This window comes from Streptomyces sp. NPDC042201, from assembly GCF_055582185.1.
Map to the genome: position 1 here is coordinate 173,149 of NZ_JBVJDS010000013.1, position 23,812 is coordinate 196,960.

At 70.3% G+C, this 23,812-nt stretch carries 22 protein-coding genes; 10 read left to right on the plus strand and 12 right to left on the minus strand.

What is annotated here, in order from left to right; genetic code table 11:
* Nucleotides 1-118 precede the first annotated feature (118 nt).
* The 4 genes from ACZ6MZ_RS28445 to ACZ6MZ_RS28460 all read left to right on the plus strand — a co-directional run bounded on the left by ACZ6MZ_RS28445 (nucleotide 119) and on the right by ACZ6MZ_RS28460 (nucleotide 3,737).
* On the plus strand, nucleotides 119-1,204 hold the full coding sequence (locus ACZ6MZ_RS28445; protein ID WP_469355180.1) for a Dyp-type peroxidase: 1,086 nt from the start codon (nucleotides 119-121) through the stop codon (nucleotides 1,202-1,204).
* Nucleotides 1,185-2,039, plus strand: a complete 855-nt coding sequence (locus ACZ6MZ_RS28450; protein WP_384180605.1) for a family 1 encapsulin nanocompartment shell protein — start codon at nucleotides 1,185-1,187, stop codon at nucleotides 2,037-2,039. Before ACZ6MZ_RS28445 ends, ACZ6MZ_RS28450 begins: the two co-directional genes overlap by 20 nt.
* A 233-nt stretch (nucleotides 2,040-2,272) precedes the next feature.
* On the plus strand, nucleotides 2,273-2,497 hold the full coding sequence (locus ACZ6MZ_RS28455; RefSeq protein WP_384180603.1) for a hypothetical protein: 225 nt from the start codon (nucleotides 2,273-2,275) through the stop codon (nucleotides 2,495-2,497).
* A gap of 43 nt (nucleotides 2,498-2,540) precedes the next feature.
* Nucleotides 2,541-3,737, plus strand: a complete 1,197-nt coding sequence (locus ACZ6MZ_RS28460) for an SPFH domain-containing protein (RefSeq protein ID WP_384180601.1) — start codon at nucleotides 2,541-2,543, stop codon at nucleotides 3,735-3,737.
* Between the two features lie 94 nt (nucleotides 3,738-3,831).
* On the opposite strand, the gene ACZ6MZ_RS28465 is transcribed toward ACZ6MZ_RS28460, so the two are convergent.
* The 5 genes from ACZ6MZ_RS28465 to ACZ6MZ_RS28485 form a co-directional block, all read right to left on the minus strand.
* A complete protein-coding gene (locus ACZ6MZ_RS28465) occupies nucleotides 3,832-3,990 on the minus strand; it encodes a hypothetical protein (protein ID WP_384180599.1) in 159 nt (52 codons plus the stop codon).
* Nucleotides 3,991-4,069: 79 nt separating this feature from the next.
* Nucleotides 4,070-5,020 (minus strand): cytochrome c oxidase assembly protein, encoded by a 951-nt coding sequence (locus ACZ6MZ_RS28470; protein ID WP_469355183.1) that lies wholly within the window; start codon nucleotides 5,018-5,020, stop codon nucleotides 4,070-4,072.
* 187 nt (nucleotides 5,021-5,207) lie between these two features.
* Complete coding sequence (locus ACZ6MZ_RS28475; RefSeq protein WP_389790920.1) at nucleotides 5,208-6,233, minus strand: 6-phosphofructokinase; 1,026 nt, start codon at nucleotides 6,231-6,233, stop codon at nucleotides 5,208-5,210.
* Nucleotides 6,234-6,375: 142 nt separating this feature from the next.
* Entirely contained in the window at nucleotides 6,376-7,104 is a 729-nt protein-coding gene (locus ACZ6MZ_RS28480; RefSeq protein ID WP_384180593.1) for a type 1 glutamine amidotransferase, read from the minus strand.
* Between the two features lie 91 nt (nucleotides 7,105-7,195).
* A complete protein-coding gene (locus tag ACZ6MZ_RS28485) occupies nucleotides 7,196-8,434 on the minus strand; it encodes a Mur ligase family protein (RefSeq protein WP_384180591.1) in 1,239 nt (412 codons plus the stop codon).
* A 116-nt stretch (nucleotides 8,435-8,550) separates the two neighbouring features.
* Here ACZ6MZ_RS28485 and def point away from each other — a divergent pair, with 116 nt between their 5' ends.
* A complete protein-coding gene (def, locus tag ACZ6MZ_RS28490) occupies nucleotides 8,551-9,096 on the plus strand; it encodes a peptide deformylase (RefSeq protein ID WP_384180589.1) in 546 nt (181 codons plus the stop codon).
* A 25-nt stretch (nucleotides 9,097-9,121) separates the two neighbouring features.
* Here the strand turns inward: def and ACZ6MZ_RS28495 are convergent, their stop codons facing one another.
* A complete protein-coding gene (locus ACZ6MZ_RS28495; protein ID WP_384180587.1) occupies nucleotides 9,122-9,766 on the minus strand; it encodes a TetR/AcrR family transcriptional regulator in 645 nt (214 codons plus the stop codon).
* 163 nt (nucleotides 9,767-9,929) lie between these two features.
* On the opposite strand from ACZ6MZ_RS28495, the gene ACZ6MZ_RS28500 reads away from it, so the two are divergent.
* The gene (locus ACZ6MZ_RS28500; protein ID WP_469355186.1) at nucleotides 9,930-11,159 is read left to right on the plus strand and encodes an acyl-CoA dehydrogenase family protein; all 1,230 of its coding nucleotides are present in this window, start codon (nucleotides 9,930-9,932) and stop codon (nucleotides 11,157-11,159) included.
* A gap of 68 nt (nucleotides 11,160-11,227) precedes the next feature.
* Here the strand turns inward: ACZ6MZ_RS28500 and ACZ6MZ_RS28505 are convergent, their stop codons facing one another.
* Nucleotides 11,228-11,716: a glutathione peroxidase gene (locus ACZ6MZ_RS28505; protein WP_384180583.1), complete on the minus strand. Its 489-nt coding sequence runs from the start codon at nucleotides 11,714-11,716 to the stop codon at nucleotides 11,228-11,230.
* An 84-nt stretch (nucleotides 11,717-11,800) separates the two neighbouring features.
* On the opposite strand from ACZ6MZ_RS28505, the gene ACZ6MZ_RS28510 reads away from it, so the two are divergent.
* Nucleotides 11,801-12,061 carry a DUF6011 domain-containing protein gene (locus ACZ6MZ_RS28510; protein WP_469355188.1) on the plus strand — a complete coding sequence of 87 codons (261 nt, stop codon included), beginning with the start codon at nucleotides 11,801-11,803 and terminating at the stop codon, nucleotides 12,059-12,061.
* Between the two features lie 24 nt (nucleotides 12,062-12,085).
* On the opposite strand, the gene ACZ6MZ_RS28515 is transcribed toward ACZ6MZ_RS28510, so the two are convergent.
* Nucleotides 12,086-12,964, minus strand: coding sequence for an acyl-CoA thioesterase (locus ACZ6MZ_RS28515; RefSeq protein ID WP_389677999.1), 879 nt, complete (start codon nucleotides 12,962-12,964; stop codon nucleotides 12,086-12,088).
* A gap of 20 nt (nucleotides 12,965-12,984) precedes the next feature.
* The gene (locus tag ACZ6MZ_RS28520; protein ID WP_384180578.1) at nucleotides 12,985-15,558 is read right to left on the minus strand and encodes a DEAD/DEAH box helicase; all 2,574 of its coding nucleotides are present in this window, start codon (nucleotides 15,556-15,558) and stop codon (nucleotides 12,985-12,987) included.
* A 75-nt stretch (nucleotides 15,559-15,633) separates the two neighbouring features.
* Here ACZ6MZ_RS28520 and ACZ6MZ_RS28525 point away from each other — a divergent pair, with 75 nt between their 5' ends.
* Nucleotides 15,634-16,425: a metal-dependent hydrolase gene (locus ACZ6MZ_RS28525; protein WP_389790915.1), complete on the plus strand. Its 792-nt coding sequence runs from the start codon at nucleotides 15,634-15,636 to the stop codon at nucleotides 16,423-16,425.
* Nucleotides 16,426-16,521: 96 nt separating this feature from the next.
* Here ACZ6MZ_RS28525 and ACZ6MZ_RS28530 read toward each other — a convergent pair whose 3' ends face one another.
* The 3 genes from ACZ6MZ_RS28530 to ACZ6MZ_RS28540 all read right to left on the minus strand — a co-directional run bounded on the left by ACZ6MZ_RS28530 (nucleotide 16,522) and on the right by ACZ6MZ_RS28540 (nucleotide 20,813).
* Nucleotides 16,522-18,303 carry an ABC transporter ATP-binding protein gene (locus ACZ6MZ_RS28530; RefSeq protein WP_384180574.1) on the minus strand — a complete coding sequence of 594 codons (1,782 nt, stop codon included), beginning with the start codon at nucleotides 18,301-18,303 and terminating at the stop codon, nucleotides 16,522-16,524.
* Nucleotides 18,300-20,159 carry an ABC transporter transmembrane domain-containing protein gene (locus ACZ6MZ_RS28535; RefSeq protein WP_469355190.1) on the minus strand — a complete coding sequence of 620 codons (1,860 nt, stop codon included), beginning with the start codon at nucleotides 20,157-20,159 and terminating at the stop codon, nucleotides 18,300-18,302. Before ACZ6MZ_RS28535 ends, ACZ6MZ_RS28530 begins: the two co-directional genes overlap by 4 nt.
* A gap of 204 nt (nucleotides 20,160-20,363) precedes the next feature.
* Nucleotides 20,364-20,813, minus strand: a complete 450-nt coding sequence (locus tag ACZ6MZ_RS28540; protein WP_384330908.1) for a MarR family winged helix-turn-helix transcriptional regulator — start codon at nucleotides 20,811-20,813, stop codon at nucleotides 20,364-20,366.
* A 128-nt stretch (nucleotides 20,814-20,941) separates the two neighbouring features.
* Here ACZ6MZ_RS28540 and ACZ6MZ_RS28545 point away from each other — a divergent pair, with 128 nt between their 5' ends.
* Together ACZ6MZ_RS28545 and mltG are read left to right on the plus strand one after the other, a co-directional pair.
* Entirely contained in the window at nucleotides 20,942-22,825 is a 1,884-nt protein-coding gene (locus ACZ6MZ_RS28545; protein ID WP_469355192.1) for an ABC transporter ATP-binding protein, read from the plus strand.
* Nucleotides 22,826-22,928: 103 nt separating this feature from the next.
* Nucleotides 22,929-23,792: an endolytic transglycosylase MltG gene (mltG, locus tag ACZ6MZ_RS28550; protein ID WP_384330905.1), complete on the plus strand. Its 864-nt coding sequence runs from the start codon at nucleotides 22,929-22,931 to the stop codon at nucleotides 23,790-23,792.
* The last annotated feature ends 20 nt before the right edge of the window (nucleotides 23,793-23,812 follow it).

A 23,812-nucleotide genomic window follows, 5' to 3' on the forward strand; every position in this document is an offset into this window, starting at 1 on the left:
CCGGATGCGCGGCCGGCGGCCGCCCAGCAGAATGGAGGAGGCCGGGGGCACCCAGCGCGTCGGCGGGCGTCCGAGCCCTGCCGGCCTCCGGGCCTGCCGAGCGAGGAGGTGCGCGCCGATGGCCTCTCCCGCCCACGAGGTGACCCCGCAGCCGGTGCTGAGCCCGCTGACGGGCGCCGCGATCTTCCTGGTGGTGACGGTCGACCCGGGCGGTGAGCCCATCGCGCGCGACCTCCTGTCCGACCTGTCGGGGCTCCAGCGGGCCGTCGGGTTCCGGGCGCCCCGTGGGGAGCTGAGCTGTGTCGCGGGCATCGGCTCGCCGGCCTGGGACCGCCTGTTCGGCGGGGAGCGCCCGGCGGAGCTGCATCCGCTGCGCGAACTGGCCGGCGCCCGGCACCGCGCCGTATCCACGCCCGGTGACCTGCTCTTCCACATCCGGGCGATGCGGCTGGACCTCTGCTTCGGGCTGGCCACCCAGATCATGGACCGCCTGCGCGGGTCCGTCACGGTCCGCGACGAGGTGCACGGGTTCAAGTACTTCGACGTACGCGATCTGCTCGGCTTCGTGGACGGTACGGAGAATCCGGTCGGGCGGGCGGCGAGCGCGGCGGTCCTGATCGGGGACGAGGACGCGGAGTTCGCCGGCGGCAGCTATGTGATCGTACAGAAATACCTGCACGACCTGCCGGCGTGGAACGCCCTGCCGGTCGAGGCGCAGGAGAAGGTGATCGGCCGTACGAAGCTGTCCGACATCGAGCTGGACGACGCCGTCAAACCGGCCGACTCTCATGTCGCACTGAACACGATCACGAACCCTGATGGCACCCAGCGGCAGATCCTGCGCGACAACATGCCCTTCGGCAGCGCCGGGCGGGGCGAGTTCGGCACGTACTTCATCGGGTACGCCTGTTCCCCCACCGTCACCGAACAGATGCTGGAGAACATGTTCCTCGGCAGCCCGCCGGCCACCCACGACCGGATCCTGGACTTCTCCACCGCCGTCACCGGCACGCTGTTCTTCGTGCCGAGCGCCGACTTCCTCGACAACCTGCCCGATCCGCCGGGTACGGAGACCACGGCCGGGGCCCGCACGGCGGATACGGCCGGCGCGGCACCCGAGGTCACGCCTGCGCCCGCGGACGACGACTCACTGGGGATCGGCAACCTGAAGAGGAGCACCCCCGATGAAGAACCTGCACCGTGAACTGGCGCCCATCTCCGACGCCGCGTGGGCCGACCTGGAGGAGGAGGCACGGCGCACGTTCAAGCGCCATGTCGCCGGCCGCCGGATCGTCGACCTGCCCGAGCCGCTCGACGCCGAGGCGGCGGCGGTCGGCACCGGCCATCTGGAGACCATCGATCCGCCGGCCGGCGGAATCGTCGCCCATACGCGGCGCTCACAGCCGGTGGTCGAGCTGCGCGTGCCGTTCACGGTCGACCGCCGTCAGGTCGACGACGTCGAGCGCGGGGCCAAGGACGCGGACTGGCAGCCGGTGAAGGACGCGGCCCGGAAGATCGCGTTCGCCGAGGACCGCGCGGTGTTCGAGGGGTATCCGGAAGCCGGTATCGCGGGCATCCGTCGGAGCACGTCCCACCCGGAACTGGCCCTGCCGGCCGAGGTGCGCGACTACCCGGACGCCATCAGCCAGGCCGTGAGCACCCTGCGGCTGGCGGGCGTTGGCGGCGCGTACACCCTGGCGCTCAGCGCCGACGCCTACACCGCGGTCAACGAGACGTCCGACCACGGCTACCCGATCCACAAGCACATCGACCGGGTCCTGGACGGCGAGATCATCTGGGCGCCCGCCATCGACGGCGCCTTCCTGCTGTCCACGCGGGGCGGGGACTTCGAACTGCGCATCGGCCAGGACGTGTCCATCGGCTATCTGTCCCACGACGACACGAGCGTCCGGCTCTACTTCCAGGAGACGCTGACCTTCCTGATGTACACGAGCGAGGCCGCCGTGGCGCTCAGCGCAACGCCGCGCGCGGGCGCCGTCGGCGATAACGCCTCCCTGACGCCTCGCGGAGTATCGTGAAGATATCGAGGGCACGGTCGCCGTCGGCCGATTCGCCGGGGGCACCCTCGATGGCCGACGAGGCCCAGGAGCGGCCCTCCAGGAGGCGTGATCGCGCATGATCGCGGCTGATGAACCGGCTGTAGGGACACGGGCACACGCACCCGCGTCCGCGGTCCCCGACACACTGTTCCACGTCCTTCCGCCTGGGGGCATGAGCGACGTCATGAGGGAAACGGGTGGAGCAACGACGTATGTGCGTGGCAGATGACTCCTCGCAGAACAGCCCGGTCGGAGCGATCGGCAGGGTCACCGTTCCGATCCCGGCCGACGGGCCCGGCGAGGTGCTGGTGTCCGTACGGGGCGGGTCCGAGGCGTACGCGGCCTGGGCCGCCCATCCGATCGGCAGAAACCTTCGCGTGATCGTCGTCGACTCCATCTCGGCCCGGTCGGTGATCGTGGAGCCCTTCCCTTCCTAAGAAGCACGAAAAGGCATAAGCATAAGTACGACAGGAGCCCCCCATGCTCTTCTGGCATGTTCCCGCGCCCAACGAGGCAATGCTCATATCCGGTTCCAAGCGACAGGCCCAGGACACCCAGTTCCGGATCGTCACCGGCCATGGCAGCTTCGTCACGCCCATCAAGCAGAAGGCCCGCATGCTGTCCCTGGCGCTGCGGGAGGCGGAAATCGTCGAGGACTGCGTCACGCAGCAGGGAATTCGTCTCAAGGTCCGCGCGGTGGCCGTGTTCAAGGTCGGCGACGACGCCGTGTCGATCGCCAACGCCGCCCGGCGCTTCCTGGCCGAACAGGACCGGATGGAAGAGCTGGTGGGCCGGATCTTCGCGGGTCACCTCCGTTCCATCATCGGCGGACTGACCGTCGAGCAGATCATCCGTGAGCGGGACCGGGTCGCCCAGGAAGTGAAGCAGGGCAGTCACAGCGAGATGGAGAAGCTCGGCATCGTCGTGGACGCCCTGCAGATCCAGGAGATCGACGACGCCACCGGCTACATCAACAACCTGGCGGCCCCGCACGCGGCCGCGGTCGCGAGCCAGGCGCGGATCGCCCAGGCCAAGTCGGACCAGGAGGCGTCGGAACGCGAGCAGCAGGCGGCCGCTCTCAAGGCGGAGTACGAGCGGGACACCGGGATCAAGCGGGCCGGCTTCCACGCCGAGACGGAGCAGGTCATCGCCCGCGCCGCCCAGGCGGGACCGCTGGCCGAGGCCAGGGCCTCGCAGCAGACCATCGAGGAGCAGACGGCGCTGGCGCAGCGTCAGGCGCAGCTGGCCGCCCAGCGGCTGGAGGCCGAGGTCAGGCGTCCGGCGGACGCCGAGGCGTACCGGCAGCGCACGCTGGCCGAAGCGGCCCGTGACCAGGCGAAGTTCGAGGCGGACGGCAGCGCGTACACCGAGCGGACCCTCGCTCAGGCGCAGGCCGACGCGAACACCGCCCGTGCCACGTCCCTGAAGGACGGCAACCAGGAACTCATCGCGGCCAACCGCATCGTGGAGAACCTGCCGGCGCTGGCCGACGCGGCCTCCCGGGGCATGTCCGGCGCGAACCTGACCGTGCTCAACGGCACCGACGGCGTCAACGACATGGCGGCCGGCCTGGTGGGCCAGGGCATGGCCATCCTCGAATCGCTCAAGCACGGCACCGACGGGACTCCGGCGAACGTGAACGGGAAGCCCGCGCTCCGCGTCACCGAGTCCAAGTGAGCGCGTGACCAGGAGGGCATACGGCCCCGGACCGGTCCCAGGACCCGTCCGGGGCTCCGCTGTCGGGTGAGCCCCGCATGATTCCGCCGCCCGCTCAGTTGCCGCGTGAGGCGATCATCCCGATCGTGACCAGGCCCAGTACCACCCACCCGAACCAGAGCCAGCCATTGCTGCCGAGCGCCGCGGTGTAGCCCGTCACGACGACCAGCGCACCGACCGTCACGACACCCATCGTCTTGGTGGATCCGGACATGTACGTCCTCCTCCCGGCCGTGGCCGTGAAGGCCGCGTCGCCCGTGAAGGACATCGTCGCCCGTGACGACGGGTTCGCGCTACTGGCCCCGGGCCTGTAGTGAGGCGAGATAGGCGTTGTACTCCGCCAGCTCCTTGTCACCGTTCCGGTCCGCGGCCCGGTCGGAACGCGTCGCCTGGCGCTGCTCCGAGTGGTACCACTGGTAGACCAGCGCGACCAGGACCAGCACGGACGGGATCTCGCTGAACGCCCAGGCGATACCGCCCGCCGCGTTCTGGTCGGTGAGGGCGTCGATCCCGAGCGAGGCCGGGGGAGTGCGGTACGTGGTGACCATCGGCTCGCTCGCCATCATCAGCGCGATGCCGAAGAAGGCGTGGAACGGCATCCCGGCGAAGAGTTCCAGCATCCGCATCACATAGCCGGGCCGGTGCGGTCCCGGGTCGACCCCCATGATCGGCCAGAAGAAGATCAGACCGACCGCGAGGAAGTGCACCATCATCGCGAGGTGGCCGGGCTTCGACCCCATCAGGAAGTCGAAGAGCGGCGAGAAGTACAGCCCGTACAGGCTGGCGATGAAGAGCGGGATGGTGAAGGCGGGATGCGTGATGATCCGTACATAGCGGCTGTGCAGCAGCGCGAGCAGCAGCTCGCGCGGGCCCTTGCGGCCGCGGCCCGCGACCGGCAGCGCCCGCAGCGCCAGCGTCACCGGCGCACCGAGCAGCAGCAGGATCGGGGAGACCATGCTGATCACCATGTGCTGGACCATGTGCACGCTGAACATGACCATGCCGTAGTCGTTCAGCGCGGTGCACATCACCAGCGCCACACTCAGCACACCGAGCGTGAAGGCGACGGTACGGCCGGCCGACCAGCGGTCGCCGCGCCGTCGCAGCCGCAGCACGCCCCAGCCGTACAGCGCCAGCCCCAGCAGACAGCCGATCAGGAAGAACAGGTCCGGGGAGTACTCCAGCGCCCGTCCCAGCGTGAACGGCGGCAGATCCATGGTCATGCCGTGCCCGCTGTGATCCATCCGTGTGCTCCCGTGGGACGTGCCTGCTACCCGCCGGCCCGGTACGCGCCGGCCCGGGGCCGGCCGACCTGATACGTGCCGGTTGTCCCCACCAGACTAGAACCGCCCCCGGCCGCTGCTGCGACCGGGGGCGGTGACGACCTGGTGCGCACCAGGTCGTACTCCGTACCAGGGATTCAGGCGGCGCTCAGAGCACGCACTCCGCCTCGGCGTACCGCTCGGCGGGCACCGTCTTGAGCGTCTCCACGGCCTCGCCCAGCGGGACCATGACGATGTCCGTGCCACGCAGCGCCGTCATCATGCCGAACTCGCCGCGGTGCGCGGCCTCGACAGCGTGCCAGCCGAAGCGGGTCGCGAGGACACGGTCGTACGCCGTCGGGGTGCCACCGCGCTGGACATGGCCGAGTATCACCGGCCTGGCCTCCTTGCCGAGCCGCTCCTCCAGCTCGATGGAGAGCTGCCGGGCCACGCCCGCGAAGCGCTCGTGGCCGTACACGTCCTTGATGCCCACGTCGAACTCCATCGAGCCCTCGCGCGGCTTGGCGCCTTCCGCGACCACGACGATCGCGAACCGCTTGCCCGCCGAGAAGCGCTTGCCGACCAGCTCGGTCAGCTCACCGATGTCGAAGGGCCGCTCGGGCACGACGATGGCATGCGCGCCGGCCGCCATGCCGGAGTGCAGCGCGATCCAGCCGGTGTGCCGGCCCATGACCTCGACGATCAGTACCCGCTGATGGGACTCGGCGGTGGTCTTCAGCCGGTCCAGCGCCTCGGTGGCGACCCCGACGGCCGTGTCGAATCCGAAGGTCACGTCCGTCGACGCGATGTCGTTGTCGATGGTCTTCGGTACGCCGACGATCGGCAGCCCGGCGTCGGAGAGAAGGTGGGCGGCCTTGAGGGTGCCCTCACCACCGATCGGGATGATCGCGTCGAGACCCAGCTCGGCCACATGGCCCCTGGCACGCTCCACCCCGTCCCGCAGATGCGCGGGCTGGACCCGGGACGAGCCGAGAATGGTCCCGCCGCGGGCCAGGATGCCGCCGACCGCGTCCAGGTCGAGCTTGCGGTAGTCGCACTCCAGGAGGCCCTTCCAGCCGTCGTGGAAGCCGATCACCTCGTCGCCGTGGTCGACGACGGCGCGGTGTACGACGGACCTGATCACGGCGTTGAGGCCTGGGCAGTCGCCGCCTGAGGTGAGCACACCAATTCGCATGGCCCGGAATACCTTTGCAACGAGGGACGACGGCCGGACTCCATCGTCCGGCCAGATGGCGGCCAGCCTACCGGCGTGCCCTGGCGGTACCGAAAACCGCGTCCGACTGCTGGACAGGCTCCGGACAGGCTCCGGGCAGCCGTCAGGCCGGCTGGACCGCCGCGGCGACCCGCTCCGCACGCAGCGCCTCGTACCAGCGGTCGTCCGTCGGCGGCAGCGCGTTCACATCGAGGGCCAGCTTCAGCAGCAGGTCCGCGATCTGCGGATTGCGCGCCATCACCGGACCGTGCATGTACGTGCCGAAGACGGTGTCGTTGTACGCGCCCTCGGTGCCGTCGCCCGTACCGTTGCCCCGGCCGAGCTGGACCCGCGCGAACGGCCGCGCGGACGGACCGAGGTGCGTGATGCCCTGATGGTTCTCGAAACCGGTCAGCTGCGGCAGATTCAGCCGCGGGTCGATGTCCGCCAGTACGTCACCGACGCACCGCTCGCCCTCGCCGCGGGTGGACACCACATCGAGCAGCCCGAGGCCGGCCTCGCGCTCGCCCAGGTCATTGATGAACTCATGGCCCAGGATCTGGTAGCCGGCACAGACCGAGAACACGATCGCGCCGTTGGAGACGGCCCGGCTGAGCCCGCCGTCCCGGCGCAGCCGCTCCGCGGCCAGCCGCTGCGGCCGGTCCTCGCCGCCGCCGATCAGATAGATGTCGCCGGAGGTCGGCACCGGCTGGTCACTGCGCACGTCCACGCGGGTGACGCCCAGACCGCGCTGGCGGGCCCGGCGTTCCACCACCAGGGCATTGCCCTGGTCCCCGTAGGTGCTCAGCAGGTCCGGGTAGATCCACACCAGGCGCAGGCCGTTGTCACTCATGCTCGCTCGTCCTTCAGGGTGTCCGTCGGTCCGTCGGGGGGTCGGCGGCCGGGGTCGTTCGTCGGCGGCCGGGGTCGGGTGTCCCTGGGTCTCAGTTGCCGACGCGGCGGCGCAGATCCTGGAACGAGGTGTAGTTGGCGATGGCCTCGATCCGTCCGGGCGGGGCCATCTGCACGGCCTCGTCGGCCGTCTCGCAGACCCGGAAGTCCAGACCGGCCACTTCGAGACGTACGGCGAGGTCCAGCTTCCGGTCGCCGATGACGAAGATCGGATGCCCGGCGAGCCGGGTGTAGTCGACGTCCCAGAGCCACGAGGTGTCCGTGCCGTCGGCGCCACGGGCGTTCACGGCGAGGATAACGGGGGTCGGCGGCGGATCGATGAGGGAGAAGGTCTCCAGCCAGCCCGCGGGGTTCTTGGCGAGCAGCAGCCGCAGGTCACGGCCGAGGAAGGACACCACGTCGTACCGGCCGGCCACGGCCTGCACCTGGTACATCCGCTCCAGCGCCACCTGCGGCGGCACCCCGAAGGTCGCCGCGACGGCGGCGGACGTCGCCGCGTTCGCCTTGTTCGCACGTCCGGGCAGCTGGAGGTGGATCGGCCAGGCGGAGCCGTGCGGGTCGAGCACATGATCGCCGTGCAGCGCCCAGCTGGGCGGGGGCCTGCGGAATCCGCACTCGCCGCAGAACCAGTCGTCGCCCGGGCGCTGCATCACACCGCCGCAGGAGGGGCAGGACCAGGCGTCGTCCTTCCACTCCTGCCCGGCCGCCACCCACACCACATTGGGCGAGGAGGAGGCCGCCCAGACGATCAGCGGGTCGTCGGCGTTGGCGATCACGATGGCCTTCGTGCCGGCCAGGCCCTCGCGCCACTTCTCGGCGAGCATCCGGGTCTCCGCGGCGCGGTCGAGCTGGTCGCGGGAGAGGTTGAGCAGCGCGATGGCCTTGGGCGTTGTGTCGCGCGCCACACCGGCGAGGTACTTCTCGTCCACCTCGATCACGCCGTACCGTGCGTCGGAACCGCCCGCGAGGGCCGAGGTGATCCCGGCCGGCATGTTGGCGCCCAGCGCGTTCGACACGACGGGCCCCGCGGCCCGCAGGGCCTCGGCGATCAGCCGCGTCGTCGTGGTCTTGCCGTTCGTCGCGGATACGAGGATGACGTCCAGATGTTGCGCGAGCCGCCCCAGGAGATCGGGGTCGAGTCTGAGCGCCACCTTGCCGCCGATCACCGATCCGCTGCCGCGCCCAGCTGCGCGCGACACCGCCGCTGCGGCCTTGCCCGCCGTCACGGCCAGCTTGGCCCGCGGCGACAGCGGCTCCGTGTTGCCTGACATCGTCCTTGGTCCTCCTCGCATCGGTCCGTGGGTCAGCCTATCGAGATCCGGCCAGGGGCCCGAACCGCGGCACCGGGCAGAAGGCGGAGGTCACTGTGGACCGTACCCTGACCGTCATGCGAAACCGTCCGATCCCCGGCAGTACCGGGCGAGTACACGCCATGAAATTGTTCGGCGATCCGGTGCTGAGCGCGCCCTGTGAGCCCGTCACGGACTTCGGACCGGCGCTCGGCGCCCTGGTCGAGGATCTGTTCGCCACGATGTACGCCGCCCGGGGGGTGGGTCTCGCGGCGAACCAGATAGGCGTGCCGCTGAGGGTGTTCGTGTTCGATTGTCCCGACGACGAGGACGTCCGGCATCTCGGACACGTCGTCAACCCGCGCCTCACGGAGGCGGACGGCATCACGCTGCGTGGCCCCGAGGGCTGTCTGTCGCTGCCGGGCATCGAGGCCGGGACCGAGCGGTTCGACCATGCCGTGGTGGAGGGTGTCACCCAGGACGGTGAACCGGTACGGATCGGCGGCTCGGGTTTCTTCGCCCGCTGTCTGCAGCACGAGTGCGACCATCTGGAGGGCATGGTCTACCCCGACCGGCTCAGCGGATGGCGGCGCTCCAGGGCGCTCCGGGCCGCGCGCCGGGCGCCCTGGGCCACCGGCTCGTAACCCGCACGGTCCATCTCCGGGCCGCTCAGAAGCCGGGTCCGCCCGCGCGGTCGCTGACCTCGGCCAGCCGGCCCCACAGCAGATCGGCCAGGCTGCGCACCAATTGCTCCCGTGAGCAGGGGCGTTCGCCGAGCCACCAGTCGCCGGCGCCGTGCATCATGCCGACGATGCCATGCCCCCAGACGCGGGCGAGCTGCTCGCTGCCGGGACCGAGGTCGACCCGGTCCTCGATGACTTTGGCGAGTTCCTCACCGAGGCGGCGCAGCAGCGGGGCCGAATGGCGGCCGACATCGAAGCCCTGCTCGGGCAGTTGGGTGTCCTCGGCCGGATGCATGAGAAAGCGGTAGACCTGGGGACGCGCCTCGATCGCGGCGAGATACGTGTCGAGCGTCGCCTCGACCCGCTCGCGCCGCTCGGCGGGCGCGTCGAGCGCCGTCCGCAGGGCGTCCAGCAGCGCGTCGGTGTGGCGCTTGGCGAGCGCCCGGTACAGCCCGCCCTTGTCGCCGAAGTGACGGTAGAGAATCGGCTTGGTGATGCCCGCCTCGGCGGCGATGGCGTTCATGGAAGCGTGCGGACCGTCCCGGAGGACCACCCGGTCGGCGGCCTCCAGCAGCTGGCGCCGCCGCTGTCGCGCCGACCGCTGCTGCTCGGCCTGCTGTGTGGTCTCCATGGTGTCTCCCCGCCCGTGCGATTGCGTGACGCCTGGGCAACGTAACACCGTTGCCGCCGTCAATGCTGACCAGGTTGTTGCCGGTTGACATCCTCTACTTGCGAGTAACAGACTGCTGTTACCTTAAGTAACATATGCAGGCGATGGAGTGCTGGAGGGCACCATGACCGAGTTCACGCTCGATCTCAATGACGACCAGAAGCAGGTCCGTGAGTGGCTCCACGGTTTTGCCGCGGACGTCATCCGCCCGGCCGCCGCCGAGTGGGACGAGCGTGAGGAGACGCCGTGGCCGGTCATCCAGGAGGCCGCCAAGATCGGCATCTACTCCCTGGACTTCTACGCCCAGCAGTTCTTCGACCCTACGGGCCTCGGTATCCCCATGGCGATGGAGGAGCTGTTCTGGGGTGACGCCGGCATCGCCCTGTCGATCGTCGGTACGGGCCTGGCGGCCGTCGGGGTCCTCGCCAACGGCACCGAGGAGCAGATCGGCACCTGGATCCCGCAGATGTACGGCGACGCGGACGACGTGAAGGTCGCCGCCTTCTGCTCGTCGGAGCCGGACGCGGGCTCCGACGTGTCCGCCATGCGTACCCGCGCGGTGTACGACGAGGCCAAGGACGAGTGGGTGCTCAACGGCACCAAGACCTGGGCCACCAACGGCGGCATCGCCCACGTCCATGTCGTGGTCGCCGTGGTCGACGCGGCTCTCGGCTCGAAGGGCCACGCCTCCTTCATCGTCCCGCCGGCCACCCCCGGTCTCTCCCAGGGCCAGAAGTTCAAGAAGCACGGCATCCGCGCCTCCCACACCGCCGAGGTCGTCCTGGAGGACGTCCGGGTGCCGGGGCACTGCTTGCTCGGTGGCAAGGAGAAGCTGGACGAGCGTCTCGCCCGGGCGCGGGAGCGAGCGGCGGCGCCGGGGGGCGAGCGGGTGAAGAACGCGGCCATGGCCACCTTCGAGGCCTCCCGCCCGGCGGTCGGCGCGATGGCGGTGGGCACGGCGCGGGCGGCGTACGAGGTCGCGCTCGACTACGCCAGGACGCGTAGCCAGTTCGGCCGTCCGATCATCGACAACCAGGGCATCGCGTTCCAGCTGGCCGACATGCGTACGCGGATCGACGCGTCCCGGCTGCTGGTGTGGCGTGCGTCCTGGATGGCGGCGACCGGCAAGCCGTTCACCTCGGCGGAGGGCTCCATGTCGAAGCTGTTCGCCAGTGAGACCGCGAAGGCGGTCACGGGGCAGGCCGTGCAGATCCTCGGCGGCAACGGCTTCACCCGCGAGTACCCGGTCGAGCGCATGCACCGGGACGCCGCGATCTACACGATCTTCGAGGGCACGAGCGAGATCCAGCGCCTGGTGATCGCCCGCACCCTGTCGGGCATGCCGATCCGCTAGGCCCTGTCCGGCGGATCTTCGCGGGGCCGGGGCCGCTCACGCGCGGCGGCAGCCCCGGCGGTCCGCCGTCAGGCCGGAAGCTGCGCCTCGATCGCCGCGACGACCTCCGGGGCCTCCGGCTCGGTGCGGGGGCGGATGCGGGCGACCACCTCGCCCTTCGGCGAGAGCAGGAACTTCTCGAAGTTCCACTGCACGTCCCCGGCCGCGCCCTCCGCGTCGGCGGTCTTCGTCAGCTCCGCGTACAGCGGGTGCCGGGTCTCCCCGTTCACGTCCGTCTTCTCCAGCAGCGGGAAGCTGACCCCGTACGTCGCCGAGCAGAACGTCTGGATCTCCTCCGCGTCGCCGGGCTCCTGGCCCGCGAACTGGTTGCAGGGCACGCCGAGGACGGTGAAGCCCCGGTCCCCGTACTGCTGTTGCAGCCGCTCCAGCCCGGCGTACTGCGGGGTGAGACCGCACTTGGACGCGACGTTCACCAGCAGCACGGCCCGGCCCTGGTAGGCGGCCAGGGTGGTGGGCTCACCGGTGAGGGTGTGCAGCGGGATGTCGTACAGAGTCATCAAGATCTCCTCGGGGCCGGCGTTCTCGCTTCATTGTGGACCCGCGCGTGAGCGCCGCCGCAGGCGGGCTGGTACAGCTGGGACATGCACAGTTCGGACAGGCACGAATCACGGCGCGGCGACGACCGGTTGCCCGGCTCCGGCGACGACCGGCTGCCCGGCTCGCAACCGGACGGCGGCGCCCGCCGTCCGGTCAGATGCGGTATGTGCGGCAGGCCGCTCACCGGTGCGGCATCGCGCCGTACCGGTCTCGGCCCCGCCTGTGACGCCAAGCTCCATCCGCCCGCGCCGGACATCAGGACCCGGCGGCGCGAGGCCGACCAGGACCCGATCCCCGGCGTCTGACAGCGACGACGCAGGTCCGTCGCGCTACGAAGCGTCGTCGTGCCGCCGGAACAGGCCCTCCTGTACGACGGAGACCAGCAGCCGGCCCTCCCGGTCGTAGATCCGGCCCCGGGCCAGGCCCCGGCCGCCCCGGGCGATCGGTGACTCCTGGTCGTACAGGAACCACTCGTCCGCGCGGAACGGGCGGTGGAACCACATCGCGTGGTCCAGCGACGCCATGTCGAAGCCGCGCGGCCCCCAGAGCGGCTCCACCGGGATACGGACCGCGTCCAGGAGCGTCATGTCGCTCGCGTACGTCAGCGCGCAGGTGTGCACCAGCGGGTCGTCCCCCAGCGGCCCCACCGCGCGCATCCACACCGCGCTGCGCGGGTCCGCGTCCTTGATCTCCTCCTGGGTCCAGCGCAGCCGCTCCACGTATCTGATGTCGAACGGCTGGCGCCGGGCCATCCGCTCGAGGGACTGGGGCAGTCGGCCCAGATGCTCACGTACCTCGTCGGAGACCGTCGGCAGCGTCTCGGGATCGGGAAAGTCGAGGCGCGGCGGCAGCTGGTGCTCGAAGCCGCCCTCCTCCGGCTGGTGGAAGGAGGCCGTCAGATTGAAGATCGTGCGGCCCTGCTGGACGGCGGTGACGCGGCGGGTGGTGAACGACCGTCCGTCCCTGACCCGTTCGACCTGATAGACGATCGGGACACCCGGGCGTCCCGGCCGCAGGAAGTACGCGTGCAGCGAGTTGACCGGGCGGTCTCCGTCGGTGGTGCGGCCGGCCGCGACCAGGGCCTGGCCGGCGACCTGCCCGCCGAAGACCCGCTGCAACGATTCGTCGGGGCTGCGCCCGCGGAAGATGTCGACCTCGATCCGCTCCAGATCGAGCAGATCGACCAGCCGCTCGGCGGGGTTCGTCATGGTTCGGTGTTCTCCCGTTCTCAGAGCTGGCCGACGGCCGTGACATGCACGACGGCGCGGCCCTCTTCGTCGGAGGCCGCGAGGTCGACCTCCGCGCTGATGCCCCAGTCGTGGTCGCCGTTGGGGTCGGCGAAGGCCTGCCGGACCCGCCACAGGCCGTGCTCCGGGTCCTCCTCGATGGCGAGCAGCTTCGGCCCGCGGGCATCGGGTCCGGTGCCCAGGTCCTCGTACTCGTCCCAGTACGCGTCCATCGCCTCGCCCCACGCGTCCGCGTCCCAGCCCGACTCGCTGTCCAGCTCGCCCAGATCGTTGACCTTGTCCAGGGCGGCCAGCTCCACCCGGCGGAACATCGCGTTGCGTACGAGGACCCGGAAGGCGCGCGCGTTGGCCGTGACCGGCCTGACCTGGTCGGCCTTCTCCTGCGCCTGCTCGGCGGTCTCCACCTCCGGATTGGCCAGCTGCTCCCACTCGTCGAGCAGACTGGAGTCGACCTGACGGACCATCTCGCCGAGCCAGGCGGTGAGATCCTCCAGATCCTCCGACTTGAGGTCGTCCGGAATGGTGTGCTCCAGCGCCTTGTACGCGCCCGCCAGATAGCGCAGCACAATGCCCTCGGTGCGGGCCAGCTCGTAGAACGAGGTGAACTCCGTGAAGGACAGCGCCCGTTCGTACATGTCCCGGATCACCGACTTGGGCGAGACGGGATGGTCACCCACCCACGGATGGCTGGTGCGGTACACGTTGTAGGCGTGGACGAGCAGCTCTTCCAGGGGCTTGGGGTACGAGACGTCCTGGAGCCGCTCCATCCGCTCCTCGTACTCGACGCCGTCCGCCTTCATCGCGGCGACCGCCTCGCCGCGCGCCTTGTTCTGCTGGGCGGCGAGGATCTGCCGCGGATCGTCGAGCGTGGACTCCACGACCGAGACCATGTCCAGCGCGTACGAAGGCGATTCGGGGTCCAGCAGCTCGAACGAGGCCAGCGCGAAGGTGGACAGCGGCTGGTTGAGCGCGAAGTCCTGCTGGAGATCGACGGTGAGCCGGACGATACGGCCCTCCGCGTCGGGGGTCTCCAGACGCTCCACCACCCCGCCGTCCAGCAGCGAACGGTAGATGGCGATGGCCCGCCTAATGTGCCGCAGCTGCTGCTTGCGCGGCTCGTGGTTGTCCTCCAGCAGATGGCGCATCGCCGCGAAGGCGTTGCCAGGACGGGCGATGACCGACAGCAGCATGGTGTGCGTGACCCGGAAGCGGGAGGTCAGCGGCTCGGGATCGGAGCCGATGAGCTTGTCGAAGGTGGTCTCCGACCAGGCGACGAAGCCCTCGGGGGCCTTCTTGCGGACCACCTTGCGGCGCTTCTTGGGATCGTCGCCCGCCTTCGCGAGCGCCTTCTCGTTCTCGACGACATGCTCGGGCGCCTGCGCGACGACCAGGCCCGCCGTGTCGAACCCGGCCCGGCCCGCCCGGCCCGCGATCTGATGGAACTCCCGTGCCCGCAGGGTGCGCACGCGCGTGCCGTCGTACTTGGTGAGCGCGGTGAACAGCACCGTACGGATGGGGACGTTGACCCCGACGCCCAGCGTGTCCGTACCGCAGATGACCTTCAGCAGACCGGCCTGGGCGAGCTTCTCCACCAGCCGCCGGTACTTGGGCAGCATGCCCGCGTGGTGCACCCCGATGCCGTGCCGTACGTAACGAGAGAGATTGCGGCCGAACTTGGTGGTGAAGCGGAAGCTGCCGATGAGATCGGCGATCCGGTCCTTCTCCTCGCGCGTGCACATGTTGATACTCATCAGCGACTGCGCCCGCTCGACGGCGGCGGCCTGCGTGAAGTGCACGATGTAGACCGGCGCCTGCTTGGTCTCCAGCAGCTCGGTCAGCGTCTCGGTGATCGGGGTGAGGCGGTACTCGTACGACAGCGGGACCGGCCGGGTCGCGGACCGTACGACGGAAGTCGGCCGCCCCGTGCGGCGGGTCAGGTCCTCCTCGAAGCGGGCGACATCACCGAGGGTCGCCGACATCAGGATGAACTGTGCCTGCGGCAGTTCCAGAATGGGGATCTGCCAGGCCCAGCCACGGTCCGGCTCCGCGTAGAAATGGAACTCGTCCATCACGACCTGGCCGATGTCGGCGTGCTTGCCGTCCCGCAGCGCGATGGACGCCAGCACCTCGGCGGTGCAGCAGATCACCGGTGCGTCCGCGTTGACGGAGGCGTCGCCGGTCAGCATGCCGACGTTCTCCGTGCCGAAAAGCTTGCACAGGTCGAAGAACTTCTCCGAGACCAGCGCCTTGATCGGCGCGGTGTAGAAGGTGACCTTGTCCTGCGCCAGCGCCGTGAAGTGCGCACCCGCCGCGACCAGGCTCTTTCCGGAGCCGGTGGGGGTGGACAGAATCACATTGGCCCCGGAGACCACCTCGATCAGCGCTTCCTCCTGAGCCGGATAGAGCGTGAGGCCCTGGCCCTCGGCCCAGGAGGAGAAAGCCTCGAAGAGGGCATCGGGGTCGGCATCCGGCGGCAGCTGATCGATAAGGGTCACGCCCCCATCTTGCCTGGCTTCCGCCGGGATCAGGGAACCGGACGGCGGGCCGAAGATCATGGGCGATACGCTGCCCTGTCAACTGAGCTTCAGCACACGGGGCTTCATCACCACTGCAATGGGGCGGGTACGACCATGATGGGACCGGCACACTCTCTGTCAGGGGCAGCGGCCTGGCTGGGGGTGGGTGCCGCCGCGGCCGCCGCCGGATACGAGATGCCGTGGCCGGTCCTCGTCGTCGGCGCCCTGATCTGCGCGGGTGCCGCCCTCGCTCCCGACCTCGATCACAAGGCCGCGACGATCTCCCGGGCCTTCGGTCCGGTGTCGCGCGCGCTCTGCGAGATCGTCGACAAACTGTCGTACTCCGTCTACAAGGCGACCAGGAAGCCGGGCGACCCCCGCCGCACCGGCGGGCACCGCACGCTGACCCACACCTGGCTCTGGGCGGTCCTGACCGGTGGTGGCGCCTCGGCGCTGGCGATATCCGGCGGCCGCTGGGCCGTGCTCTTCATCCTCTTCGTCCATCTGGTGCTGGCGGTGGAGGGCCTGCTGTGGCGGGCCGCCCGGGTCTCCAGCGATGTGCTCGTCTGGCTGCTCGGCGCCACCAGCGCCTGGATGCTGGCGGACATCCTGGACAAGCCGGGCAATGGCGCGGCCTGGCTGTTCACCGGCCCCGGCCAGGAATATCTCTGGCTCGGCCTGCCGATCGTCCTGGGCGCGCTCGTGCATGACATCGGTGACGCGCTGACGGTGTCGGGCTGCCCGATCCTGTGGCCCATACCGCTGGGCCGTAAGCGCTGGTACCCGATAGGCCCGCCGAAGGCCCTGCGCTTCCGGGCCGGTGCCTGGGTGGAGATGAAGGTGCTGATGCCGGCCTTCATGCTGCTGGGCGGGCTGGGCGGCGCGGCCGCGCTGGGCTTCATCTGACCGCCGCGCACGGCCCGCCCGGACGAGCCCCCCGTGCTCGCCCGGGCCGACCGTGCGCGGCTCTGCTCAGCCCCGCTCAGCCCTGCTCAGTCCTGCTCAGTCGTGCCAGGACCGCCACAGCGCCGCGTACGCGCCGTCCGCCGACACCAGCTCGTCATGGCTGCCCAGCTCGGTGATCCGGCCCTCCTCGACCACCGCGATCACATCCGCGTCATGCGCGGTGTGCAGCCGGTGCGCGATGGCCACGACCGTACGGCCGTCCAGCACCCGGGCCAGGGAGCGTTCCAGATGCCGGGCCGCCCGCGGGTCCAGCAGCGAGGTCGCCTCGTCCAGCACCAGGGTGTGCGGATCCGCGAGCACCAGCCGGGCCAGCGCGATCTGCTGCGCCTGCGCGGGAGTCAGGGCCGTACCGCCGGAACCGACCTCGGTGTCCAGGCCCTTGTCCGTCGCCCGCGCCCAGCCGTCCGCGTCGACCGCGCCGAGGGCCGCCCACAGCTCGGCGTCCTGCGCGCCCGTGCGGGCCAGCAGCAGATTGTCGCGCAGTGAGCCCACGAACACGTGATGCTCCTGGTTGACCAGGGCGACATGCTCCCGCACCCGCTCCGCCGGCATCTCGGACAACTCCGCCCCGCCCAGGGTGACCTGGCCCGTCCGCGGACCGTAGATACCCGCGAGCAGCCGGCCCAGCGTCGACTTCCCGGCGCCCGAAGGACCGACCAGCGCGAGCCGGGTACCGGGGCTGACGTTCAGCGTCACCCGGTGCAGTACGTCGATGCCCTCGCGGTAGCCGAAGTGCACCTCGTCCGCGCTGACGTCCCGCCCTTCCGGCACGACCGACGCGTCACCCGCGGCGGGCTCGATGTCCCGCACCCCGACGAGCCGCGCGATGGACACCTGGGCGACCTGGAGTTCGTCGTACCAGCGCAGGATGAGACCGACGGGGTCCACCAGCATCTGGGCGAACAGCGCGCCCGTCGTCAGCTGACCGACGTTGATCCAGCCCTGCAGGACGAAGACCCCGCCGATCACCAGCACCGCCAGGAAGATCGTCACATGGGTGAGATTGATGACCGGAAACAGCACCGACCGCAGCCAGAGCGTGTATCGCTCCCACGCGGTCCACTCCTTGATCCGCTGTTCCGACAGCGCCACCCGGCGCCCGCCGAGGCGGTGCGCCTCGACGGTCCGGCCGGCGTCGATCGTCTCGGCGAGCATCGCCGCGACAGCCGCGTATCCGGCGGCCTCCGAGCGGTACGCCGAGGGCGCCCGCTTGAAGTACCAGCGACAGCCGACGATCAGCAGCGGCAGCGCCAGCAGCACCGCGAGCGCCAGCGGCGGCGCGGTGACGGTCAGCGCGCCGAGCAGCAGCGCCACCCACACGATGCCGATCGCGAGCTGCGGCACGGCCTCGCGCATGGCGTTCGCCAGCCGGTCGATGTCGGTGGTGATCCGGGACAGCAGGTCGCCGGTGCCGGCCCGCTCCAGCACGCCGGGCGGCAGCCCGACGGCCCTGACGAGGAAGTCCTCCCGCAGATCCGCGAGCATCTCCTCACCGAGCATCGCCCCGCGCAGCCGCACCATCCGTACGAACACGGTCTGGACGACCAGCGCGACCGCGAACACCACGGCGACGCGCTCCAGATGCAGTTCGCGCGCGCCGTTGGAGAGGTCCTCGACGATGCCGCCGAGCAGATAGGGACCGACCATCGAGGCGATCACCGAGATGGCATTGACGGTGACGAGCAGGATGAACGCCTTGCGGTGTCTGCTCAGCAGCTCCCGCACATAGGCCCGTACGGTCGCCGGTGTGCCCACCGGCAGGGTCGTCGCCGACGCCGGGGCCGCCGGGTCGTACGCCGGAGGCGCCAGGCCGATCATGCTGATTCCTCGATCTCTTCCCGTGCCCGCGGTGAAGCCGGCGTCATGATGTGTTCCTGCTCGGTGGGGGATTCCTCGCCGGCGGGGGAGTCCTGCCCGGCGTGCTGCTCGTCCTCGGTCTCGCGGGTGACGACCGCGCGGTAGTCGGCGTCGCCGCGTACCAGCTCGCGGTGGAGACCCACGGCCGTGACCTTGCCCTCGTGGACGAACACCACCCGGTCCGCGCGGTCCAGCAGCAGCGGCGAGGAGGCGAACACCACGGTCGTACGGCCCGACCGCAGCGCCTTCACGCTCTCCGCGATCCGTGCCTCGGTGTGCGAGTCGACGGCGGAGGTCGGCTCGTCGAGCACCAGCACCTCCGGATCGGTGACCAGCGAACGGGCCAGCGCCAGCCGCTGACGCTGCCCGCCGGACAGCGAGCGGCCCCGCTCGGTGATCCTGGACCGCATCGGATCGCCGCTGCCGTCCACCGACGCCTGGACGAGCGCTTCGAGGACATCCCCGCACTGGGCGGCCTCCAGCGCCTGTTCCGCGTCGACAGCGCCGGAGGCCGGGATGTCCAGCAGCTCCGTGAGCGTCCCTGACAGCAGGACCGGGTCCTTGTCCTGTACGAGCACACTGGCCCGCGCCGCGTCCAGCGGGAGATCGTCCAGCGCCACCCCGCCGAGCAGCACCGACAGACTCTTCTCCTCCTCGGTCGCGTGGCCGCCCAGCCGCTCGGCGAGCCGCCCCGCCGCGTCCGGATCGCCGCACACCACGGCGGTCAGCTGCCCGGACGGGGCGAGCAGGCCGGTGGCGGGGTCGTACAGATCCCCGGTCGGCCGGGCGTCGTCGAGACCGCCGCGCTCGTCCTCGAACGAGGTCCGCTCCAGCGACAGCACCCGGGCCGCGCGCTTGGCGGACGGCCGGGAGAAGGAGTACGCCATGGCGATCTCCTCGAAGTGCCGCAGCGGGAAGAGCAGCAGGGTCACCGCGCTGTAGACGGTCACGAGACCGCCGACCTCGATGCGTCCGTCCAGGGCGAGACGGGCTCCGTACCAGACGACCGTGATCAGCAGGATGCCCGGCAGCAGGACCTGGATCGCCGAGATCAGCGACCACATACGCGCGCTGCGGACGGCGGCCTTGCGCACCTCCTGCGAGGCGGCGCGGTAGCGGCCGAGGAACAGCTCCTCGCCGCCGATCCCGCGCAGCACCCGCAGGCCGGCGACGGTGTCCGAGGCCAGTTCGGTGGCCTTGCCCGCCTTCTCGCGCTGGATGTCGGCCCGTTGGGTGGCGCGGGGGAGCAGCGGCAGCACCGCGAGGGCGAGCACCGGCACGCCGACGGCGATCATCGTGCCGAGCTCCGGCAGGTACAGGACCAGGCCGACGCAGATCAGTACGATCGCGATGGCGGCGGCCAGGAAGCGCGAGAGCGCCTCCACGAACCAGCCGATCTTCTCGACGTCGCCGGTGGAGACCGCGACGACCTCGCCGGCGGCGACCCGTCGGGTCAGCGCGGAGCCCAGCTCCGCGGTTTTGCGGGCCAGCAGCTGCTGGACGCGTGCGGCCGCCGTGATCCAGTTGGTGACGGCGGTGCGGTGCAGCATGGTGTCGCCGACGGCGATGGCGGCGCCGAACAGCGCGATGAGGCCGCCGGCGAGCGCGAGCCGGCCGCCGGAGCGGTCGATGACCGCCTGGACGGCGAGCCCGGCGCACGCCGACAGGCCGGCGATGCCGGCGAAGTGCAGCAGGCCCCAGCACACGGCTTTGAGCTGGCCGCCCAGCTGACTGCGTCCGAGCCACAGCAGGAACCGGGGGCCTGACCGAGCATCGGGAACCCCTGGATCGGGATACGGAAGGTCGCGAATCTGCATGATGTCCCATGGCTCGTGGGTGGCCCAAACCGTGCAAGGTTCGCCCTTTTGGAGCGCCCGGGGCAATGGGTTTTCCGAGCAGGAGCCAGAACGAGCCAGCTGGGGCCGCCCGCACGGGGCCTGGAATGAACAGCGCGGATGCACCCAGACGGGGGACAGTGGCTTCGGTGTCGGTGTCGGCTTCGGTGTCAGCGCCGGGCTCGGTCAGCAGCGGCGCTGGTGCTCATGACCTCCGTCGACCAGAGTCGACAACAGTCCGCCCAGCACCTCGCGCTGCTCGGTGGTCAGAGGGGCCAGGATGTCCTCCGCCGCCGACCGGCGCGCGACGCGCAGTGATCTCAGCGTGGCCCGGCCGGTCTCGGTCAGCTCGATCCGCACCACCCTGCGGTTGGTCGGATCGGGCACGCGCCGCACCGAGCCGCTCGCCTCCAGCCCGTCGACCAGGCTGGTCACGGCGCGGGGCACCACTTCGAGCCGCTCCGCGAGGTCGGCCATCCGCGGCGGCCTGTCGTACGACGCGACGGTGCGCAGCAGCCGGGCCTGTGCCGGAGTGATGCCGATCGGCTCCATCTGCCGCGTCTGGATGCGGTGGAGCCGGCGGGTCAGCCGCAGCAGCTGCTCGGCCAGCATGCCGTCGACGTCGGGGGTGCTCATGGCGGAATAATATCAGGACAAGGCTCATTGTGAACATAGGTAACAGTGAGCTAAGCTCTGCAAAGTCCGCACTGTTCCACCTGTGTGGCGAACTGTCCGTCGAAGCCCCTCACCCGTCGAAGGAGCTCATGAAACCCGAATCATCCACCTGGACCCCCTCGCCCCGCTCCGAGGGTTCGGGGCAGCCGGAGCCACCCGCCCAGCTGCGCCGCATCTTCGGTCTCTTCCGCCCCTACCGCGGCCGGCTCGCCGTCGTCGGACTGCTCGTCGGCGCCTCGTCGCTGGTCTCGGTCGCCTCGCCGTTCATGCTCCGCGAGATCCTTGACACCGCGATCCCGCAGGGCCGCACCGGACTGCTCAGTCTGCTCGCCCTCGGCATGATCCTCACCGCGGTCGTCAACAGTGTCTTCGGCGTGCTGCAGACCCTGATCTCGACCACGGTCGGCCAGCGGGTCATGCACGATCTGCGGACCGGCGTCTACACCCAGCTGCAGCGCATGCCGCTCGCGTTCTTCACCAGGACCAGGACCGGAGAGGTCCAGTCCCGTATCGCCAACGACATCGGCGGTATGCAGGCGACCGTGACCTCCACCGCGACCTCCCTGGTCTCCAACCTCACGGCCGTCGTCGCCTCCGTCGTCGCGATGCTCGCGCTGGACTGGCGGCTCACCGCCGTCTCGATGGTCCTGCTGCCGGTGTTCGTCTGGATCAGCCGGATGGTCGGCCGCGAGCGCAAGAAGATCACCACGGACCGCCAGCGGCAGATGGCCACGATGGCCGCCACCGTCACGGAGTCGCTCTCGGTGAGCGGCATCCTCCTCGGCCGCACGATGGGGCGCGCCGACTCGCTCACGAAGTCCTTCTCCGACGAGTCCGAGCGCCTGGTCGACCTGGAAGTGCGCTCCAACATGGCCGGCCGGTGGCGGATGTCGACCATCGGGATCGTCATGGCCGCCATGCCGGCCGTCATCTACTGGGCCGCGGGCATCGCGCTGGGCACCGGTGGCACCGCCGTCTCCATCGGTACGCTCGTCGCCTTCGTCTCGCTCCAGCAGGGCCTTTTCCGGCCCGCCGTGAGCCTGCTCTCCACCGGAGTGCAGATGCAGACGTCGCTCGCCCTCTTCCAGCGCATCTTCGAATACCTCGATCTGCCCGTCGACATCACCGAGCCCGAGCGGCCGGTCAGGATCGACAAGGTCCGCGGCGAAGTGCGGTTCGACGGCGTCGACTTCAGTTATGACGACAAGGACGGCATGACGCTCCGGGGGATCGATCTGACGGTTCCCGCCGGGGGCAGCCTCGCCGTCGTCGGGCCCACGGGCTCCGGCAAGTCGACGCTCAGCTATCTCGTACCCCGGCTGTACGACGTGACCGGCGGCCGGGTCCTGCTCGACGGCGTCGACGTACGGGACGTGGACTTCGACACCCTCGCCCGCGCGGTCGGTGTCGTGTCCCAGGAGACCTATCTCTTCCATGCCTCCGTGGCGGAGAACCTGCGCTTCGCCAAGCCGGACGCCACGGACGAGGAGATACGCACAGCGGCGCGCGCCGCCCAGATACATGACCACATCGCCTCGCTCCCGGATGGCTACGACACTCTCGTCGGCGAGCGCGGATACCGCTTCTCCGGCGGCGAGAAGCAGCGGCTGGCGATTGCCCGGACCATCCTGCGCGACCCGCCCGTCCTGATTCTCGACGAGGCGACCAGCGCGCTGGACACCCGCACCGAGCACGCGGTGCAGCAGGCCATCGACGCCCTCTCCGAGGGACGCACCACGATCACCATCGCGCACCGGCTCTCCACCGTCAGGGACGCGGACCAGATCGTGGTCCTCGACACCGGGCGCATCACCGAGCGCGGCACCCATGACGAACTGCTCGGGCAGGACGGCCGCTACGCCGCACTGGTCCGCAGGGACAGCCGGCCGGCACACGCCGACATCGCCGAAGGGGATCCGACGCCCGACGGCACCCCGGCACCGGCCGAGAGCCTGGCACCCATCGCGCCGTGAACTCGAGCGCTTGTCCGCACGGATCGCTCACTGTCCGTAAGCGATCCGTGTCGTAGTACCGCAGGTGCCGGGATCGGCGATCACTCCGGGTTAGCGTTCCCGCATGATGAACGAGCCTCCGCCGGCCAGGCCCGGGCGCAGACCCCGTCTCACCCGCCGTGGCCGACTGGTCCTGATCGTGACCGCGACCCTCGTCGTGGCGGCCGTGGTGCTGGTTCCCGTACTTCTGCTGACCGGGGGGAACAGCGGGACCAGCACCCAGGAAGCGCCGACGACCCTGGTCATTCCGGAGGGCCGGCGCGCCTCCCAGGTGTACGCCACCGTCGACCAGGCTCTGGGCGTGCCCGCCGGCGCCGCCCGGAAAGCGGCGCTCACCGCGCGGCTCAAGCTGCCACAGGCCGCCGGGGGCAACCCTGAGGGGTATCTCTTCCCGGCGACGTATCCGGTCCTCTCCTCGACCACGCCCGCCGCGCTGCTCAGCTATATGGTCAACACCGCGAATGAACGCTTCGGGGCCGACCGCATCATCGACGGCGCCAAGCGCAACGGAGTGACGGTCTATCAGACGGTCACCATCGCCAGCATCGTGCAGGCGGAGGCCGATACGGCGGCCGACATGGGCAAGGTCGCCAGGGTCGTGCACAACCGGCTCGCCCTGGGCATGCCGCTCCAGATGGACTCGACCCTCAACTACGCGCTGAACCGCTCCACCCTGGACACCACCCAGGCCGACACGAAGACCGACAGCCCGTACAACACGTACGAGCGCAAGGGCCTGCCGCCCACGCCGATCGGGAACCCGGGGGAGCAGGCCATGAACGCCGCGATCAACCCCCCGAGCGGAGAATGGCTGTACTTCGTCACGGTGGCCCCCGGGGACACCCGCTTCACCAACAGCTACGCCGAGCATGAGAAGAACGTCCAGGAGTTCAACGAGAAGCGCGGGAGCGCGAGCGACGCAGGCTGACCCGCGGGGCGGCTGGGGCT